The sequence below is a fragment of the Aliidiomarina sp. B3213 genome, from assembly GCF_003290085.1.
Taxonomy (GTDB): Bacteria; Pseudomonadota; Gammaproteobacteria; order Enterobacterales; family Alteromonadaceae; genus Aliidiomarina.
This window is the reverse complement of sequence record NZ_QMKJ01000002.1, coordinates 486,027-504,392: the sequence shown is the minus strand read 5'-3', so window position 1 is coordinate 504,392 and position 18,366 is coordinate 486,027. Positions and strand designations below refer to the sequence as shown.

Sequence of the window (18,366 nt, the reverse complement as noted above, 5' to 3'; positions counted from 1 at the left end):
CGGGCCGGGCTTTTAACTTAAATAGGAAAGTAAAGTCATGGCAAAAGAAAAGTTTGAACGTTCAAAACCGCACGTTAACGTAGGCACAATCGGTCACGTTGACCACGGTAAAACTACTCTAACCGCTGCAATCACAACGGTTTTGGCAAAAACTTATGGTGGTGCTGCAAAAGACTTCGCAGCAATCGATAACGCACCAGAAGAGCGTGAGCGTGGTATCACGATTTCAACGTCACACGTTGAATACGACACGCCAACACGCCACTACGCGCACGTAGACTGCCCAGGTCACGCTGACTATGTTAAGAACATGATCACGGGTGCGGCGCAGATGGACGGCGCAATTTTGGTTGTAGCGTCTACTGACGGCCCAATGCCACAAACACGTGAGCACATCTTGTTGTCACGTCAGGTAGGTGTACCTTACATCGTAGTATTCATGAACAAATGTGACATGGTAGACGATGAAGAGTTGTTGGAATTGGTAGAAATGGAAGTACGTGAATTGCTTTCAGAATACGAATTCCCTGGTGATGACTTGCCAGTAATCCAAGGTTCAGCGTTGAAAGCGTTGGAAGGCGACGAAGCTTGGGAGAAGAAGATTGTAGAGCTAGCAGAAGCTTTAGATTCATACATCCCAGAGCCAGAGCGTGACATCGACAAGCCGTTCTTGATGCCGATTGAAGATGTATTCTCAATTTCAGGTCGTGGTACGGTAGTAACAGGTCGTGTAGAGCGCGGTATCGTAAACACTGGTGACGAAGTAGAAATCGTAGGTATCAAAGACACTACGAAGACTACAGTAACGGGTGTAGAGATGTTCCGTAAGCTTCTAGACGAAGGTCGTGCAGGTGAGAACATCGGTGCGTTGCTACGTGGTACGAAGCGTGAAGAGATTCAACGTGGTCAAGTATTGGCGAAGCCAGGCACAATTACTCCGCACACTAAATTTGAAGCGGAAGTATACGTACTGAGCAAAGAAGAAGGTGGACGTCACACTCCATTCTTCAAAGGCTACCGTCCACAGTTCTACTTCCGTACAACGGACGTAACAGGTGCGGTACAGTTGCCAGAAGGCGTAGAGATGGTCATGCCAGGTGACAACGTTAAATTCGTTGTAGACTTGATTGCGCCAATCGCGATGGACGAAGGTTTACGCTTTGCAATCCGTGAAGGTGGCCGTACAGTAGGTGCTGGCGTAGTATCTAAGATTGTAGACTAATCTAGAGCTAGCAAGCTGAATTGAAAAGCCCGCTTCGTGCGGGCTTTTTTGTATTTGGAGGCCAGCTTCACGGTTTGCGGGAAGGGCGAACGCGTTAAGAAAAGGGTCCGGTGGACCCTTTTTAGCAGGTGAGCGCCTTGAGCCTGCGAAAGGCCGGAGGCCGTACAGTAGGTGCTGGCGTAGTATCTAAGATTGTAGACTAATCTAGAGCTAGCAAGCTGAATTGAAAGCCCGCTTCGTGCGGGCTTTTTTGTACGCAAAAGAAGATGGGGTCAGAGCACTAGGTGCTCTGACCCCATTTGTTTTTTAGGAAAAGGTTCTTATAAACAATAGATTAAGAGGTAAACTCAGCTTCAACAGGGGGATTGCACGGAGCCTCTTAGAATTTCTCTGAAACCCCCAAAGCCTATGGCTTAGAGCGATATTGAAGACGGGGTCAGAGCACTTAGTGCTCTGACCCCATTTTGTTATTTACGTTTGAACCTGATGCTTACTAACAGTAGCCAAATGCCTGTGGTAATGAACCATAGAAAAGCAGCAGAGAAGGTCCAAGTCAGAGGGTTATTAAAGTTTTTGCCACCGTTATAGTCCATGAAGTGAAGCCTAAATGCCCAGTCATTCAGCGTTGACCACTTATTTCTATGCGTTATGACCTCACCATTTTTTTCAGCGACATAGACTGTGGTTTCCAACGTGTCGTCGAAGATCACTTCATAGACACCGTCACCTAGGTCGCTAAGCTCTTCATTAATAAGCACATCGATACCATTTGGATAAAAGTGAACATCAGTTGCACTGAGCGCACCATGATAGCTTTGCTCGGCAATAACGCGAGCAACTTGGGCGTTAGCCGTCCATGTGTCCCCTGTTTCTGCGCTGAGCCAGTTAGACCCTGTTGTGGTGACTATATTCCAAACAAGTTGGTTAGCTACGCGCTGAAGTGTTGCCGACTCAATTTCTTCGTGGTCTGGATACCATTCGGGGGCACTAAGCACTGCTGTATTATTAGGATGCATTCGGTTTTGTTCAGCATTAAGCCATTCATGACCTGTTAAGGAGAAGTAAAGCCCTGTAATAGACCAAATGAGAAACTGAGCTCCGACAACCACAGCAGTCCACTTATGGAGCATAAATAGCGTTTTACGTTTCATCGTGCACCCACCACTCTGCGCTTACGAGGCTTTAAACGGCGGACCGTTAAAACCGTTCCAGTGCCAATAAACCCGATAGAGAGTAGGGTGAGGAAAACTAGCCACGGAGTTTGAATATTAGCTCGGGTTTTATAATCCATAATGTGGAGCATCCAAAAGAAGTCGAACGCGCGCCAAAAGCTGAAGCGTCTTGTCACCAACTCAGCTGTTTCAGCTTTAAAATACAACGTCGTATTTACCCAGTCGTCAAACTCAACTTGCCATACCGGCAAATGTGAAGAAGATAGTTCGCCTGGACCGCTTTGATGAAGGAAGGTAATGCTACGAATCGATGCTTCGCTGGAGGCTGTATAAACACGGCTCGCGATGCGCTCAATGTCTTCGCGGCTTGGCTGAATGGGGAATAAAGACTCTGAAGAGAAGAGTATAAGCTCGTCTCTTGTTTTCACTTCGATTGCTCCTTCGGGAGCGTCTACCAAGCCTCGGTTAACCCATTTTATGTATTCAGCGTTGGGGTAACGTTCCGTAATCGTGCGAAATGCTTGCTGATTAATGGTTCCGGTCGTAATTTCGGCGTTTTCGGCTAAATGGCCGCCATGGATATAGCTAAGCTTCATCCACACCATGTAGGCGCCACTTATGCCCCAAAGTGCAACCTGTATGGATAATATCCACGCAATCCATTTATGTAACTTGCGAATTGTTATTCTTTTCATCGTGTACCAAATATTTTGTCGCCGGCATCGCCTAGGCCAGGAATAATGTAACCATGCTCATTCAAGTGTGAATCTAAGCTGGCGGTATAAATATCCACATCGGGGTGTGCTTCACTAACCTTTTTCACACCCTCTGGCGCGGCGACAAGCACTAACACCCTAATATCTCGGCAGCCTCTTTCTTTCAGCATATCGAGGGTTGCGATCATGGAGCCTCCCGTAGCTAGCATCGGATCTATCACCAACGCTACCCGTTCTTCTATGCTACCTGCGAATTTTTCAAAATAAGAAACTGGCTGTAAGGTTTCTTCATCACGGTATAAACCCACAACACTAACTCTTGCACCAGGAATAAGCGTCAATACTCCGTCGAGCATGCCCATGCCAGCTCTCAGAATAGGCACTACGGTTACCTTTTTACCCTTTAACGTTTTTACTTGGATAGGGTTGCCGCTCCAGCCTTTGATTTCTTTAGTTTCTAACGGCATGTCTTTGGTAGCTTCGTAAGTGAGAAGGTTGCCCAACTCATTCGCTAATTCGCGGAAATTCTTGATGCTGATGTCGTGTTCGCGGAGCAACCCGAGTTTGTGCTGAACCAGAGGATGGTCGATTACATGCAGCGCCATAGTACAGCTCCTTATTTGGATTCTTCTTTTTATTGATTAAGCTTAAGTTTCGCATAGTTAACATCTCATTATAACGGTCTGCTACCAAGAGTCACCGCTTTCATATAGAATGGTGCGCTTGATTTGTTTTGTTGTAACGAGAACGCGCCAGAAGAGCGCGACCAAAGGAGCGATTTATGTCTGCAGACAATACGCAGAATAACGACCTAATGGGACGTAGAGGTTGGTTTACTAGGTTTCTTGACGGTGTTGAGTGGCTTGGCAATTTGCTACCGCATCCAATTACTTTATTTGCGCTTTTTAGTGTTTTTGTCATCTTAGCGAGTGGTATCGCGAGCTATTTCGGTCTTGCTGTAGCTGATCCTCGCCCAGGTAGCGAAGGCGAAATGATTGCCGTAAACAACCTGTTAAGTGGTGATGGCTTACGCTATATCGTTTCTAATCTAGTCACTAACTTTACGAACTTCCCGCCTTTGGGCGTGGTGCTAGTGGCCATTCTTGGTGTGGGTATTGCCGAACGTAGTGGCCTGCTAGAAGCACTGCTTAGAGGCATGGTTATGCGTGCTTCTCCGCGTATGGTTACCGTTACTGTAGTATTCACTGGTGTTATTTCTAACACAGCGTCTGAGCTTGGTTATGTGGTGCTAGTACCATTAGCGGCGATGATCTTCCATTCACTGGGCCGTCACCCGCTAGCGGGTTTGGCTGCAGCATTTGCGGGGGTTTCTGCAGGCTATAGTGCTAACTTGTTCATTGGTACGGTAGACCCGCTTCTTGCCGGCTTCACCACTTCAGCGGCGCAACTTATTGACCCAGATTATGTGGTTGGCGCGGAAATGAACTGGTACTTCATGTTTGCGAGTACTTTCCTGATTGCTATTCTTGGTGCTTTTGTTACCGAGAAAATTGTTGAACCGAAGCTCGGTAAATACAATCCGGACGATATCGATCCAGACGCAGAAATCGACCCGAACGTTAAAATGGAAAAGCTGTCTAAGACAGAGAAGAAAGGTCTTATCTTCGCAGGCCTCACTTTTGTTGCGTTACTGGCGTTATTGGCGATCACCATCATCCCTGAAAACGGTGTATTACGAAATCAAGAAACAGGTGAAATTGCGAAATCACCGTTCTTGAACGGGATCGTGGTATTTATATTTATTACCTTTGCTATTCCAGGCTTTGTGTACGGTTATGTAACTAAAGTAATGCGTAACGACCGGGACGTCATTGACGCGATGGCGAAAACCATGAGTTCTATGGGCTTATACATTGTATTGGTTTTCTTTGCCGCTCAGTTTGTTGCGTTCTTTGGCTGGACTAACTTTGGTACGATTCTGGCCGTAAATGGCGCAAATTTCTTGCAGTCGATAAACCTTACTGGGCCTATGGTATTCATTTTGTTCATTATGATGTGTGCATTCGTGAACCTGATGATTGGTTCTGCGTCTGCGCAGTGGGCGGTAACAGCTCCTATATTCGTACCGATGCTGATGCTAATTGGTTATGCACCAGAGTTGATTCAAGCGGCGTATCGTATTGGTGACTCGGTAACGAATATAATTACTCCAATGATGAGTTATTTTGGTCTAATATTGGCTGTAGCAGCGCGTTACCAGAAGAACTTAGGTATCGGCACTCTGATATCGATTATGCTACCTTACAGCATGGTGTTCTTCGTAGGTTGGATGACCTTGTTCTTTATCTTTGTATTTGTGCTCGGCTTCCCTGTAGGTCCGGGTGCGGAAACATACTATACGATGCCAGGAAACTAGAGCCAGGTAGAAAACCAAAGAAAAGGTAGGCAGCTTAATAGGGTTGCCTACCCTAAGTTAAATAGTCTTGAGTTCATTGGAGCTTAAATGGCGAAATTGAGGTTTGTGTTTTTGCTTGTGGTACTGTGCAGCGCGCTGTGTAGCGCTAGCGTTTACGCACAAGAATCTGAGCCTCAAGTTATTCGCGTTGCAGCTTACGAATTCCCCCCATACTACTCGCCTCGTTCAGACCAACATATGGTCTCCGTAGTCGTCGACGCTCTGAATGAAATACAAGACGACTTTCGATTTGTGATTCATGAAGTGCGCCCCTCGGAACGATATGATTCGCTTAGTGAAAACGGTTGTTGCGACTTAATGATGTTCGAATCGCTGAGCTGGGGATGGAGTAGATATCCTAATGTAGTGGCGGGGCCTGTGCTGAATAAAGGTACGGAACGCTTGTATGGACTAAGGTCGCGACTCGATAGTGGCGAGATTGGCTTCACTGTAGATGGCTCATTAAAAGTGGGTGGGGTGTTAGGTTATCACTACCGATTCGCAGGTTTTAGCACTGCTCGCGACGTGCTCGAGCTTGACTACAACGTGTATAGTACCGACTCGCAAGCGTCTCTAATTACCATGCTAACGAACCGTAGAATTGACCTTGCGGTACTTACCGACGAATACGTACATTGGCTGGCATTGCGAGAGCATCTTGATATCAACGGTTTGTCACCTAATCCCGAGATTGACCATAGCTACACTACACACTTGATTTTGAGTGAGAGAATCGCGCACAACCATGCACGTATTAGAGCACTATTTGATGAACTTCATCATTCAGGACGTTTACCAATGGTGTACAGCGACTTCGGTATTTCTCATTCCTACTTATATTCACCGCGCTGTTTAGAAAACTGTTAGCTATAAACGCTTAAGCCAAGTTCTTCAGCGAGCTGCGTCACCATGTATACGCCTTTGTGAGGGTTGCCGAACGCATTTAACTTGGGACTCCAAGCACAAATCACGCCGTAGTCTGGAACTATTGCAACTAATCCACCGCCTACTCCGCTTTTGGCCGGTAAGCCCACGGTAAAAGCGAACTCACCAGACTGATCATACATACCACTGGTAGATAGCAGCGCGTTAATACGGTGAGTTGAGCGGTGATCGCAAATAGTTTCGTTAGTGCATGGGTGAACCCCACGGTTTGCCAGAAATGAAAGACTAGTGGCTAAGTCAACGCAGTTCATACTCACAGCGCATTGATAGAAATAGTGGTCGAGAACGTCTGGAACTTCCGCTTCAATATTGCTGAAGCTTTTCATCAAATACGCCATTGCTGCATTGCGGTTGCCATGCTCTAGCTCGGAGTGCCAAACTTCCTCGTCCGCAATAACGCTGTCGTTCTGCGCTAGGTTTCTGATAAATTGAATGAAAGCGGCTCTGCTTGCTGAGTAATGGCGCGTGAGCACATCGGCAACTACAAGCGCGCCTGCATTAATAAACGGATTGCGCGGAATACCATGCTCCCATTCCAGCTGTACAATCGAGTTAAACGCTTGCCCAGAAGGCTCCATGCGGACACGTTGCCATAAGTCGTCACCTAATCGCTGCATGGCTTGAATCAAGCTAAATATCTTGGAAATACTTTGAATTGAGAAAGGTACGTACGCGTCGCCGGCTGTATGAACATCGCCGTTAATTTCGACTACAGCTAATCCTAAATGCTCTGGGTTCACTGCCGCCAATGCCGGAATGTAGTCTGCTAGTTTACCGTCGTTCGGCAACGCACGAGCATTCTCGAGAATTTTCTCAAGCAGTGCTTGCGTACGTTTAGGGTGAACAACTGTACCTTCCATTCTTCTCCTATTAACCCTTTTCGCTTAAAGCATTACCTTTATAACATTGGCGCAAGGAATTTTGCGGTATGAGAGGTTTCGCTTTGGCTCACCTCTTCCGGTGTTCCTGCAATGAGGATTTCCCCGCCGCCGCTGCCGCCTTCTGGACCTAAATCAACAATCCAGTCTGCGGTTTTAATCACATCCAAGTTATGCTCAATGACAACGATCGTATTGCCATGGTCACGCAAACGATGAATCACTGCAAGTAACTGCTGGATGTCATGGAAGTGCAGGCCGGTGGTTGGTTCGTCCAGGATATACAGGGTTTTGCCCGTATCCCGTTTGGACAGCTCCCGCGAAAGTTTAACGCGCTGCGCTTCACCCCCAGACAAGGTCGTTGCCGACTGGCCTAAGCGAATATACGACAAGCCTACGTCCATGAGTGTTTGCAGTTTTCGCGCTATAGCAGGTACAGCATCGAAGAATTCTCGTGCGTCTTCAACCGTCATTTCTAGCACTTCGTCTATGGTTTTACCTTTGTAACGAACTTCCAGAGTTTCTCGGTTGTAGCGCTTACCTTTACAAATGTCGCAAGGCACGTACACGTCGGGTAAGAAGTGCATTTCAACTTTAATTACACCGTCGCCTTGGCATGCTTCACAGCGCCCACCTTTCACGTTAAAGCTGAAGCGGCCAGGTTTGTAACCTCGAGCTCTTGCTTCCGGGACACCCGCGAACAATTCCCGAATTGGGGTGAAAATTCCCGTGTAAGTAGCGGGGTTAGAGCGCGGTGTTCTACCAATAGGGCTTTGGTCAATATCAACGACTTTGTCGAGGTGTTCTAAGCCACGTATTTCATCGTGCGGCGCAACCGTGTCCGACGTTGCTCCATTGAGTTCTTTATGCGCTAATGGCCAAAGTGTGTCGTTAATGAGCGTCGATTTTCCTGACCCCGAAACACCCGTAATACAGGTCATAAGACCAATCGGCACACGCAGGTTAACATTCTTGAGGTTATTTCCCCGAGCACCATCAAGTTCTAGCCAGTCTTTACCAGCTTTCACACGTTGTTTCGGTACGTCAATGTTGAGCTTGCCTGAAAGGTATTGTCCTGTAAGTGAACGCTCACTTGCTAAGATGTCATCCATGGTACCTTGCGCGATGATCTCACCACCGTGCACTCCAGCACCCGGGCCAATGTCAATCACGTGGTCGGCTGCACGTATGGCGTCTTCGTCGTGTTCTACAACGAGCACCGTGTTGCCTAAGTCACGTAGGTGGGTAAGCGTGTTTAAAAGTCGTTCATTATCGCGTTGGTGTAATCCAATCGACGGCTCGTCCAGCACATACATAACTCCGACTAGGCCGGCACCGATTTGGCTTGCCAATCGTATACGCTGTGCTTCACCGCCAGACAGCGTTTCCGCACTACGGTTAAGTGTCAGGTAGTTCAAACCAACGTTCACCAAAAAGCGCAGTCGGTCATTAATTTCTTTTAATATTTTTTCCGCGATTTTTGCGCGCTGACCCGTAAGTTCGAGGGCGTTAAAGAAAGCCAGTGAGTCGGCAATTGATCGCTCAACAACTTCTGGCAAAGTAGTCTCTTGTACAAATACATTACGCGCTTCTTCACGTAGCCTAGTCCCCTCGCATGAACGGCAAGGTTTGGTGGCAATATACTTCGACAGATCTTCACGTACCGCGTTAGAGTCAGTTTCACGGTAGCGACGCTGCATATTGGGCACAATACCCTCGAAACTATGTTTGCGCGCAACCGTATCGCCTCGGTCGTTCACATAGGTAAATTTGATTTCCTCTGATCCGCTTCCGAAGAGTACCTTTTCACGGACTTCTTCCGGCAAGTTCTGGAACGGTGTATTGAGGTCAAATTCATAGTGTTTCGCCAACGAGCGAAGCATCTGGTAATAGTAGAAATTTCTCTTGTCCCAACCGCGTATGGCGCCACCGGTTAAACTTAGTTCGGCGTTGGTGACTACTTTTTCAGGATCAAAATATTGTTCAACCCCCAAACCGTCACAGGTAGGGCATGCTCCCGCTGGGTTGTTGAAAGAAAACATTCGAGGTTCGAGTGCCTGCATGCTATAGCCACATTGCGGGCATGCAAAGTTGGCAGAGAATAGTAGGTCTTCAAAGGTGTTTTCTTCCATAGAAACCACCATCGCAGTACCACCACTGAGCTCCAATGCTGTTTCGAAACTCTCAGCAAGGCGTTGTTCAATACCTTCACGAACTTTCAAGCGATCGACTACTACATCAATGTCGTGCTTTTTATGGAGTTCAAGTTCAGGTGGGTCACTTAAGTCGCATACGTTACCGTCGATACGAGCGCGCAAGAAACCTTGTGCTGAAAGGTTTTCTAATGTTTTTTGGTGTTCACCTTTGCGGCTTCTCACCACTGGCGCTAACAGCATAATCTTGCTGTTTTCGGGTAGTGTTAAAACTTGGTCTACCATTTGGGAAATAGTTTGCGCGGCTAGCGGTTCATGGTGTTTAGGGCAGCGTGGCTCGCCGACGCGAGCAAACATCAGTCGCAAATAGTCGTATATTTCTGTAATTGTACCCACGGTGGAGCGCGGGTTATGAGAAGTCGACTTCTGTTCAATAGATATCGCTGGCGACAAACCCTCAATGCTGTCCACGTCCGGCTTTTCCATTAAGCTCAGGAATTGACGAGCATAAGCCGACAAAGACTCTACATATCGCCGCTGCCCCTCTGCGTACAACGTGTCAAACGCAAGTGAAGACTTACCCGAACCTGAAAGCCCTGTAATAACAACTAGTTTGTCTCGCGGAATTTCAAGATGAATATTCTTTAAATTGTGTGTTCTTGCACCGCGGATATCAATTTTATCCATGTAACCAGCTTTCCTCGTGTGAAGAATAATCGACCATTATCGCACAGCGACAACCGCATTTTGAAGTACGTAAAGCATTAAAGAAAAGTGCAACAGCGAGGTTATGTTTCAGTGTGTCGAATTGCTCGCGGTTCTGGTAAACTTGCGTTCCATTTTTACCCCGCGTAACGGAATTGCAGTTTTGGCTTCAACCGACACCATGAATCAAACAGAAAAGCGCCATGCGGTATCGCTCGCGTCTATATTCGGCCTGCGTATGCTTGGCCTGTTTTTGATCATGCCCGTGTTAGCCATATTCGGTCAAAACTATCCTGACTATTCGCCAATGTTGGTCGGTATTGCCATTGGTGCATATGGTCTTACTCAAGCGTTTCTGCAAATTCCGATGGGAATGCTTTCCGACAGAATAGGCCGTAAACCGGTCATCGTTGCGGGCTTGCTTCTGTTTACAATCGGCAGCGTGGTTGCCGCAGCTGCGCCTACGCTCGGATGGGTTATTGTTGGGCGTGTTTTACAGGGTGCAGGTGCTATAGCTGGCGCAATTCTGGCACTTGCTGCAGACGTGGCTCGGCCGGAACAACGGCCCAAGGTCATGGCCACAATTGGTATGGGCATTGGCTTAAGTTTTGTGGTGGCGTTGGTCGCCGCCCCCGTTCTGGCTGAATATATTGGCATTTCCGGGATATTTTGGGTTACAGCAATCTTGAGCGCATTAGCGGCTTTATTTGTGGTGCAATTTATACAAGCGCCACAACAAGCAGCAGGCTCAAGAGAAGTGATTGCTGTGCCTGACGAAATGAAGCAGCTCTTAAAAAATACACAACTACTTAGACTTCAGTCTGGGGTCGGTGTGCTTCATTTAGTGTTAACCGCATGGTTTGTAAGCTTTCCCATAAACTTAATAGAAGCTGGACTAAACGCTTCGTGGCATGGATTAGCATACTTAGTCACAGTCCTGGTGTCGTTTGCAGTTATGATTCCTTTCATGCTGTGGGTGATACGTCGTCAGAAAACGGTTTTGGGGATTCGAGTAGGGGCATTATTTTTATTGATTGGTTTTGCAGTTATTGCGTCTTTTTCTCAGCAATTACCAGCGCTAATGCTAGGCGTAACGCTATTTTTTGTAGGCTTTAATTATTTGGAAGCTACATTACCCGCCCAACTAAGTCAGCACGCACCTGCGGGTAGCAAAGGATCTGCGAGTGGAATTTACACCACCTTTCAATTTTTCGGAGCTTTTTTAGGTGGTACATTGGGTGGTGCAATTTCTGCTTGGGGAGGGCACAATGCAGTTATGATTTTTTGCATTGTGCTGCTACTATGTTGGTTACTCGTAACAACAGGCATGAAAGCGGAAAAACCTACCACTCGAGTTACATTGTCGTTACCAGAAATGTCGGGCCAGCAGGCTAATTTAATGGCCGAACAGCTAACTCAGTTACAGGGTGTAGAGGAAGCCTCCGTAGTGCATACAGAGCAAACAGCTTATTTAAAAGTTGACCCCAAATTATATAAGCCTGAAGCAGTGAAAACATTGCTGTCAGGAGTTCAGTAAAATAGGAGAGGATTATGGCGAGTCGTGGTATCAACAAGGTTATTTTGATCGGTAACTTAGGTTCAGATCCAGAAGTCCGTTACACGCAAAATAGTCAAGCCATGGCCAACCTAAGTGTCGCAACGAGCGAAACTTGGAAAGACAAACAAACTGGTGAGCAGCGTGAAAATACCGAATGGCACCGTGTGGTTTGTTATCGCCGTGTGGCTGAAATTGCAGGTGAGTACCTGAAAAAGGGTTCTAAGGTTTATATCGAAGGCCGTTTGCAAACGCGTAAGTGGCAGGGCCAAGACGGGCAAGACCGTTACACCACTGAAATTGTTTGTAACGACCTACAAATGCTAGACAGTCGCGGTGACTTTGGAGGCCAAAGCCAAGGTTCTAATAACTGGCAGCAACAGCAGAAGCCTGCTCAGCAGCCTCAGCAAAACCAAGGCGGATACGGCCAACCACAGCAACAACAGCAAGGCGGTGGTTACGGTCAGCCTCAGCAACAGTCGCAAGGTAATCAGGGGGGACAAGGTGGTTATGGCCAGCCGGCTCAGCCGCAGCAGCAACCAGCTCCGCAACCTGCTCCAATGCCAAACAACGACTTTGATGACGATATTCCATTTTAATCAGAATGGAATATCACATAAACTAGATAAGCCTCGCATTTGCGGGGCTTTTTTATGTTGATAATTCAGTACACTAAGCGTGGATAACCTTTCGTTTTTAGTCTAATTTTAAAGTTATATGAAAATAGCTTGGACATGACTATGTTTGGTTTTCTAAAAAAAGAAAATGATAAACCTGCTCCTTCCTCTGCAAACGAAGTTTCTATTGATTATTTAAAGTCGATTAGACAACACGTTCCTTATATCGAGTTCACTCCCCAAGGTGTAATAGAACAAGTAAACCAGCTCTTTGCAGATGTTACCGGGTACAGCCCTTCCGATTTGATTGGGAAACATCATCGTATCCTCTGTGAGGACAAATATTCTAATTCTGAAGACTATAAAAAACACTGGCGTATGCTGGCGGAGGGACATGCCAGCTCAGGCAATATTCGTCGCGTTAAGAAAAACGGCGACCTCGTGTGGTTAAGTGCGACCTATTTTCCGGTAACGAATAGTAATAACGAAGTCGTAAAGGTCATGAAAATTGCTTCAGACATTACAGAGAGTAGACACAGATTACGAGAGCTAGAAGCTCTGACCGATGCACTGAACAGGTCGATGGGCGTTATAGAATTTACCCCTGAAGGCGTTATTGTCAGTGCTAACGAGAACTTTTTATCTCTTGTTGGTTATGAAGAAAGTGAGGTTGTGGGTAAACATCATAAAATGTTTTGTGACGAGTCGTTTTATAAGGAAAACCCAGACTTTTGGACCAAGCTTCAACGCGGTGAGTATTTTGATGGGCGGTTTCACAGAAGAGATAAACGCGGCAACGATATTTGGTTAGAGGCTACATATAATCCAATTTATAACCGTGATGGCGTAGTCAATCGTATTATTAAAGTGGCTTCCGATGTAACACATCGAGTCGTTGCGGTCAGAGACATTAGCGATCGCGTGAATACCCAATGTGACCATGCAAACTCTCAGTCTTCAACGTCCAAACAAAAATTGTCTTCTACCCGAGCCTCGGGAGAAGAACTTTCGGGCATGATTCGAACTGTGGGTGAATTGTCTTCGCAGCTCAACGAACAGTCTAAAGATATTGTAACCATTGTAACCACGATTAACGCAATTGCAGAGCAAACGAATTTATTGGCACTTAATGCTGCGATAGAAGCTGCGCGAGCGGGTGAATCAGGTCGAGGGTTTGCCGTAGTTGCAGACGAGGTGAGAACGCTTGCGAAAAGAACCCAAGAGGCGACTTCGAAAATTGAACATGTAGTTTCTCGTAACGCTAGTTTAATGGGTGAAATTTCGACCACTGTAGAAGAAGTTTCGGCAAGTTCAGACGCCAACGTAACGCAAATGGAAGAAGCTGTTTTAAGCTTCGGCCAGCTCGACCAAACCATCGAAGAGTTAAGAGTGCAGATGGGTAACTTGAACGAGCTGCTCAAATAATATTAGTTTGTGATGACGAGGTTACGGCCGCGCTCTTTCGCTTGGTAAAGGGCTTTGTCTGCTCTTGAAATAAGCTGAGTAGGTGTGTCGTTGGGATGCGCCGTAACCACTCCAAAGCTAAGCGTTACTGATTTACCGTCGAGAGTTTGTACGCGTTTAGCAACTTGGTCTCGTAATTTCTCAGCTAATGTCGCTGCACCTGTGGAAGCAGTGTCGGGACACACTAGTAAAAATTCTTCTCCGCCCCAGCGACCAATGATATCTGTCTCCCGTATTCCCGACCTTAAATCTTTCGCAGCTTGTTTAAGAACTCTGTCTCCTTCCAGATGACCAAACTCATCGTTAACGTTTTTAAAGTAATCTATGTCTGCTAGCACAATAGATAGAGGCGATGAATCCCGCTTTGCAAGTTGTAAGTGGTAGTCCAGTAAATCTTCCAATCGACCGCGGTTATGTAAACCGGTTAGACGGTCGGTAATGGACACCTTTTCGAGTGCTTGATACGCGTCTTGCCTAGCGCGTTCGTAATACCTAAATAGGAACCACAGCACTACAAATACTTCTGCGACGTTAAGTAATGCGCCAACTTTAAGTGGGTGTGGGTTCGAGTTAGGAAGTGAAAATCCCACATAAATTAATGCTAAAACAAAAGCGATTGCGGATACCCAAGAAGCTGCAGTTTTCCCGAGTAAGAAAAAGCTGAGCGGCGCTAAGACCGTAAACCAAATTAATGAATATGCTTGTCCTTTTGCAATAAAGATAAACATAAAGAGATTAAAAATTACGGCCAGAATGACCGACCATGAAGCAACATTAAGATTTTGGGTCCGTTTGAAATATAGAAGAATCACCAATCCCAGTACAGCTGAAGTGAAATTAAAAGATGCTATGGTGTTCGCTTGAAAAGAGACAACATTGATTGATCCTATGACTAATGAGAGCGTAATAACCAACCATAATGTCACAAAAAGAAGTTTTCTCTGGTGCTCAAGAGCCTGATATGCATTCATTTATTTTGTACTTTTTTTATGGTTAACTGCTCGATTCTATGACAATCGTCGTATTTAAGCTATTACCTCTGAACTCTATGGTTTAAGAGCTGTAAAATATCACTGTCCTGTACAGTCGGTCGCATTTGCGAACAAAGGATCCAATGAAAAAAAGCATAACAATATACTTAGCTGTTCCTTTGATGCTTTTAAGCATTGTAGGCATTGAATATGCACAATCTGCATACCGCGACCAACTCCTTTCAGAAGAAAGAGCTGAACGCTCGCTGAAATTTCAGCTCGCAAGAGCGCAACTAGAATCCATTATTTTTCATGACATCTACTTGTCTGAGTCCTTAGCAACTTATATATCTGCGAATCCGAATTCTGACTCAGAGGAATGGGAACCTATAGCAAGAGCTTTGTATGAGCGGGCGGACGCTATTCGTAATATCGGTCTGGCCCCTGACAATATTATTCGCTATGTCTATCCCCTAGAGGGCAATGAGGAAGCCATTGGCTTTGATTTTCGAACTAACCCAATTCAGTACGCATCTGTTCGCCAAGCGATGGAATCTAAGGAAATGGTGGTTTCAGGACCCGTAAACTTAGTGCAAGGTGGTACAGCCTTGATAGCACGAGTTCCTATTTTCGAGGTCAACAACCCTGATCGTTATTGGGGAGGAGCAAGTGTAGTTATCAATACAGATATCTTGTTTGATGAAGCAGGCCTGACGGAGTTAGCCGATCAAGGTGTTCGGTTTGCGTTACGGGGCAGACACGGGCGTGGTCGAGATGGAGATATATTTTACGGGGAAGAATCGATATTCGAAGGGGGTAACCCCGAGTTAGTTGTTAATTTACCCAATGGCAACTGGATCCTAGCTTATGAGAAGCTGACGGCTTTTTCTGAGCGCATCGCCTGGTACCGGGAACACCTTGTTCGTATTCTGGGTATATCTCTATTGTTCGCTATCCTAGCTATACTTGGATACACCGACTGGGCCTTGAATTTGGCGCGTAAACACGCACGCGAGGATAAACTCACCGGATTGACAAATTTAAGATATTTGGACCAATTCACAGAGCTTTTGATGTCCAAGAACGCAAAAGAAAGAATTCAGTTTGCCATTTTGTATATAGATTTAGACGGTTTTAAGCAAATTAATGACCTGTATGGGCATAAAGTTGGTGACGATATGCTAATTGCTGTCGCTGACACGCTGCGTAAGTCGATCTCAAGTACAGATGTGGCAGCTCGAATTGGAGGCGATGAGTTTTTACTGCTTCTTACTCGAATGCGTAGCTTTAAAGATTTAGATTTTGTGGTTGAGAAGATTCGTACAGCCATTGTGGAGACCACCATTGAGCACAACGGAAAGAAGCTTTATGTAGGCGCGAGTATAGGCACTGCTACCTATAGTGAAGAGGGTAAAAGCCTTGATGATCTGCTAAAAACAGCAGACAAGAAAATGTATGAAAATAAACGAGAAAGAAAAGAGAACGAGAGCTAGGTAAATTCCTAGCTCTTTTTTGTTTTTTCGTTAAATTAATCCGTACTTGTGCGCAATCGTGTCAAAGTAATTCAACGTATGCTTCGCGTACGCACGCTTTTCAATATAGCTGCCTGGGAAGAAATTCTTTTTAAACCCATAAGCAACCATATCTTTTAAACGTTTTACGGGTACCGGGAAGTTATCGAGTGCTAGTTTATACTCGTCACTGACAGTGGTTCTCGATACCAAACGGTTGTCAGTACATATCACGGTAGCCAGGCGGTTCTCTAGCATGTGCTTGAAGTTATGGTTCTTAATGTCACCAATAGCAGGGTTAGTTTGTAAGTTGCTGGTTAAGCAAACTTCTACCGCAATTCTTCTATCAGCAATATAAGACGCTAAGTGTTCGCTATACGCTTTCTTGTCTTTAATGCTGGCGTCTTCAATCATGTCAGGTGAGAACAAAGAATAGCCGTGGCCTAAACGATCTGCGTAGCACTTAGTAAGCGCTTCGAAAATACTTTCTGCACCATAGGCTTCGCCGGCATGTACGGTTTTGAGTAAAAAGTTCTGGTGTGCATACTCGTATACTTCCTTGAATTTTTTGGCAGGGTAACCATTTTCTTGTCCGGCTATGTCTAACCCTACGATAGGTAGACCTTCTTCGTCACGCATACGAATACTGGCGCGTATCATTTCCATAGCAGCAGCTTTGATCACTGCCATATCATCGTGGTCGCGCATTAAGTTAAATAGTTGCGTGTAATACGGAGAAAACCCTTTCTTACCAAACATACGCATTGCGCAGTTAATGATGCCGTATTCAAATGGAGGCTTTAACCCTTCACTTAACCCTACGTCTGGGCGCTGGTTATACTCACTTTTCGCTCGGGCTAAACCGTTGTTCACAGCATGCATAACTTCGTCGAAGCCAATGCCATTGGCTGGGTCCATCAGCAGTTGCGGGGCGAAACGAACTTCAATGTAGTTTACGCCTTCCTCTAGGTTGTCCATTGCCAATTCGTAAGACGCACGTTCCATATTCTCTAAATCACGTAGTACGGCACAGGTGTATTGGAAACCGTTCAGGTATTCACCTAGGTTCGCATAGTGCGACTTGAAAACCTTGTCGTACAAACCGTCTACGGTATAAGAAGGAAGCTCGATTTTACCTGCTTTAGCCATCTCAATAAGTGACTCAATACGTAAGCTGCCGTCTAAGTGCAAATGCAAGTCGGCTTTTGGCATTTCGCGAATAAAGTCGAGAGAAAACTTGGCGGGTGAATCTGAGGCTTTCGGGCTAAATGGCATAAGCGTCTCCGTGGCGTGAATTTAACCGAATATTATATCTGAAAATATACTGAATTGCTCGGTTTGGAAATTGTCTTCATGAGTCGGCTTCGGTAAAGTAATCGGGCAAATAGCTAAAATAAAAATAATCTCACCACGCTTTATAACGGACCAACAATGGCTTCACTTTATTTTACATACTCTGCAATGAATGCAGGGAAAAGTACTTCTTTGCTACAAGTTGCCCACAATTACGAAGAAAGAGGGCAGAAAGTTTTATTACTTACACCGAACTTAGATAACCGAGCAGGTGTTGGAAAAATTCAGTCTCGCTTGGGTATTGGGCGTGAAGCCATGCCGTTTACCGAAAATGAAAACTTAGCTGAACTAATTCAGAGCATCGAGCAAAAATGGCAGCAAACACGTAAAGCCCGGCCTGCTATAGACTGTGTACTTATCGACGAAGCTCAGTTTCTTACCGAACAACAAGTGTGGCAACTTACCCGTGTGGTCGACGAGCAGAACATTCCTGTAATGTGTTACGGCATTCGCACCGATGCCTTTGGTAAAGCATTTGCCGGTAGTGCTGTGCTGTTGGCTGTGGCTGACAAACTGGCTGAAATGAAAACGATTTGTCACTGTGGTCGTAAAGCTACGATGTCGTTGAGAGTCGACGAAAATGGCAATGCTGTAAAAGCCGGTGAGCAAATTGCCATTGGTGGTAACGACCGTTATATATCCTGCTGCAGACAACATTGGTCTGAGGCGATGTCAAAGTAACCGGTTT

15 protein-coding genes and 1 pseudogene are annotated in these 18,366 nt (G+C 45.8%); 9 read left to right on the top strand and 7 right to left on the bottom strand.

Features of this window, described 5'->3' with window-relative positions; all coding sequences use genetic code 11:
* The first annotated feature begins 37 nt into the window (after positions 1-37).
* Positions 38-1,222, top strand: coding sequence for an elongation factor Tu (tuf, locus tag DQX04_RS07585; RefSeq protein ID WP_111915289.1), 1,185 nt, complete (start codon positions 38-40; stop codon positions 1,220-1,222).
* Between the two features lie 467 nt (positions 1,223-1,689).
* Here the strand turns inward: tuf and DQX04_RS07580 are convergent, their stop codons facing one another.
* The 3 genes from DQX04_RS07580 to upp are packed head-to-tail and all read right to left on the bottom strand — an operon-like array spanning position 1,690 to position 3,715.
* Positions 1,690-2,373, bottom strand: coding sequence for a PepSY domain-containing protein (locus tag DQX04_RS07580; protein WP_111915288.1), 684 nt, complete (start codon positions 2,371-2,373; stop codon positions 1,690-1,692).
* Positions 2,370-3,089, bottom strand: a complete 720-nt coding sequence (locus tag DQX04_RS07575; protein ID WP_111915287.1) for a hypothetical protein — start codon at positions 3,087-3,089, stop codon at positions 2,370-2,372. The genes DQX04_RS07580 and DQX04_RS07575 overlap by 4 nt, the downstream gene beginning before the upstream one ends.
* A complete protein-coding gene (gene upp / locus DQX04_RS07570) occupies positions 3,086-3,715 on the bottom strand; it encodes a uracil phosphoribosyltransferase (protein ID WP_111915286.1) in 630 nt (209 codons plus the stop codon). Before upp ends, DQX04_RS07575 begins: the two co-directional genes overlap by 4 nt.
* A 176-nt stretch (positions 3,716-3,891) precedes the next feature.
* Here upp and DQX04_RS07565 point away from each other — a divergent pair, with 176 nt between their 5' ends.
* The gene (locus tag DQX04_RS07565; RefSeq protein WP_111915285.1) at positions 3,892-5,487 is read left to right on the top strand and encodes an AbgT family transporter; all 1,596 of its coding nucleotides are present in this window, start codon (positions 3,892-3,894) and stop codon (positions 5,485-5,487) included.
* Positions 5,488-5,574: 87 nt separating this feature from the next.
* A complete protein-coding gene (locus DQX04_RS07560) occupies positions 5,575-6,393 on the top strand; it encodes a hypothetical protein (protein ID WP_111915284.1) in 819 nt (272 codons plus the stop codon).
* On the opposite strand, the gene glsB is transcribed toward DQX04_RS07560, so the two are convergent.
* On the bottom strand, positions 6,390-7,331 hold the full coding sequence (glsB, locus tag DQX04_RS07555) for a glutaminase B (protein WP_111915283.1): 942 nt from the start codon (positions 7,329-7,331) through the stop codon (positions 6,390-6,392). The two genes, DQX04_RS07560 and glsB, sit on opposite strands and share 4 nt — an antisense overlap.
* A 38-nt stretch (positions 7,332-7,369) precedes the next feature.
* A complete protein-coding gene (gene uvrA / locus DQX04_RS07550; RefSeq protein WP_111915282.1) occupies positions 7,370-10,189 on the bottom strand; it encodes an excinuclease ABC subunit UvrA in 2,820 nt (939 codons plus the stop codon).
* A 103-nt stretch (positions 10,190-10,292) separates the two neighbouring features.
* On the opposite strand from uvrA, the gene DQX04_RS07545 reads away from it, so the two are divergent.
* The 4 genes and pseudogenes from DQX04_RS07545 (at position 10,293) to DQX04_RS12620 (ending at position 13,804) form a co-directional block, all read left to right on the top strand.
* Positions 10,293-11,744 (top strand): MFS transporter, encoded by a 1,452-nt coding sequence (locus DQX04_RS07545; RefSeq protein ID WP_243618930.1) that lies wholly within the window; start codon positions 10,293-10,295, stop codon positions 11,742-11,744.
* 14 nt (positions 11,745-11,758) lie between these two features.
* Positions 11,759-12,361: a single-stranded DNA-binding protein gene (ssb, locus tag DQX04_RS07540; RefSeq protein ID WP_111915281.1), complete on the top strand. Its 603-nt coding sequence runs from the start codon at positions 11,759-11,761 to the stop codon at positions 12,359-12,361.
* 135 nt (positions 12,362-12,496) lie between these two features.
* Positions 12,497-13,267 (top strand): annotated as a pseudogene (locus tag DQX04_RS12625) (PAS domain-containing protein); the annotation flags it as partial.
* A 126-nt stretch (positions 13,268-13,393) separates the two neighbouring features.
* A complete protein-coding gene (locus DQX04_RS12620; protein WP_370443885.1) occupies positions 13,394-13,804 on the top strand; it encodes a methyl-accepting chemotaxis protein in 411 nt (136 codons plus the stop codon).
* A 2-nt stretch (positions 13,805-13,806) separates the two neighbouring features.
* Here the strand turns inward: DQX04_RS12620 and DQX04_RS07530 are convergent, their stop codons facing one another.
* A complete protein-coding gene (locus tag DQX04_RS07530) occupies positions 13,807-14,814 on the bottom strand; it encodes a GGDEF domain-containing protein (protein ID WP_111915279.1) in 1,008 nt (335 codons plus the stop codon).
* 143 nt (positions 14,815-14,957) lie between these two features.
* On the opposite strand from DQX04_RS07530, the gene DQX04_RS07525 reads away from it, so the two are divergent.
* A complete protein-coding gene (locus tag DQX04_RS07525; RefSeq protein WP_111915278.1) occupies positions 14,958-16,307 on the top strand; it encodes a diguanylate cyclase domain-containing protein in 1,350 nt (449 codons plus the stop codon).
* 30 nt (positions 16,308-16,337) lie between these two features.
* Here the strand turns inward: DQX04_RS07525 and DQX04_RS07520 are convergent, their stop codons facing one another.
* Positions 16,338-17,600, bottom strand: coding sequence for an adenosine deaminase family protein (locus DQX04_RS07520; RefSeq protein ID WP_111915277.1), 1,263 nt, complete (start codon positions 17,598-17,600; stop codon positions 16,338-16,340).
* 156 nt (positions 17,601-17,756) lie between these two features.
* Between DQX04_RS07520 and DQX04_RS07515 the strand changes: the two genes are divergently transcribed.
* Positions 17,757-18,359 (top strand): thymidine kinase, encoded by a 603-nt coding sequence (locus DQX04_RS07515; protein ID WP_111915276.1) that lies wholly within the window; start codon positions 17,757-17,759, stop codon positions 18,357-18,359.
* Positions 18,360-18,366: the final 7 nt, after the last annotated feature.

What these genes read in the sequence shown, in the direction of transcription:
- upp (WP_111915286.1), bottom strand. Translation starts at nt 3,715, where the DNA reads ATGGCGCTGCATGTAATCGACCATCCTCTGGTTCAGCACAAACTCGGG.
- DQX04_RS07525 (WP_111915278.1), top strand. Translation starts at nt 14,958, where the DNA reads ATGAAAAAAAGCATAACAATATACTTAGCTGTTCCTTTGATGCTTTTA.
- ssb (WP_111915281.1), top strand. Translation starts at nt 11,759, where the DNA reads ATGGCGAGTCGTGGTATCAACAAGGTTATTTTGATCGGTAACTTAGGT.
- DQX04_RS07530 (WP_111915279.1), bottom strand. Translation starts at nt 14,814, where the DNA reads ATGAATGCATATCAGGCTCTTGAGCACCAGAGAAAACTTCTTTTTGTG.
- DQX04_RS07520 (WP_111915277.1), bottom strand. Translation starts at nt 17,600, where the DNA reads ATGCCATTTAGCCCGAAAGCCTCAGATTCACCCGCCAAGTTTTCTCTC.
- tuf (WP_111915289.1), top strand. Translation starts at nt 38, where the DNA reads ATGGCAAAAGAAAAGTTTGAACGTTCAAAACCGCACGTTAACGTAGGC.
- DQX04_RS12620 (WP_370443885.1), top strand. Translation starts at nt 13,394, where the DNA reads ATGATTCGAACTGTGGGTGAATTGTCTTCGCAGCTCAACGAACAGTCT.
- DQX04_RS07515 (WP_111915276.1), top strand. Translation starts at nt 17,757, where the DNA reads ATGGCTTCACTTTATTTTACATACTCTGCAATGAATGCAGGGAAAAGT.
- DQX04_RS07580 (WP_111915288.1), bottom strand. Translation starts at nt 2,373, where the DNA reads ATGAAACGTAAAACGCTATTTATGCTCCATAAGTGGACTGCTGTGGTT.
- uvrA (WP_111915282.1), bottom strand. Translation starts at nt 10,189, where the DNA reads ATGGATAAAATTGATATCCGCGGTGCAAGAACACACAATTTAAAGAAT.
- DQX04_RS07575 (WP_111915287.1), bottom strand. Translation starts at nt 3,089, where the DNA reads ATGAAAAGAATAACAATTCGCAAGTTACATAAATGGATTGCGTGGATA.
- glsB (WP_111915283.1), bottom strand. Translation starts at nt 7,331, where the DNA reads ATGGAAGGTACAGTTGTTCACCCTAAACGTACGCAAGCACTGCTTGAG.
- DQX04_RS07565 (WP_111915285.1), top strand. Translation starts at nt 3,892, where the DNA reads ATGTCTGCAGACAATACGCAGAATAACGACCTAATGGGACGTAGAGGT.
- DQX04_RS07545 (WP_243618930.1), top strand. Translation starts at nt 10,293, where the DNA reads ATGTTTCAGTGTGTCGAATTGCTCGCGGTTCTGGTAAACTTGCGTTCC.
- DQX04_RS07560 (WP_111915284.1), top strand. Translation starts at nt 5,575, where the DNA reads ATGGCGAAATTGAGGTTTGTGTTTTTGCTTGTGGTACTGTGCAGCGCG.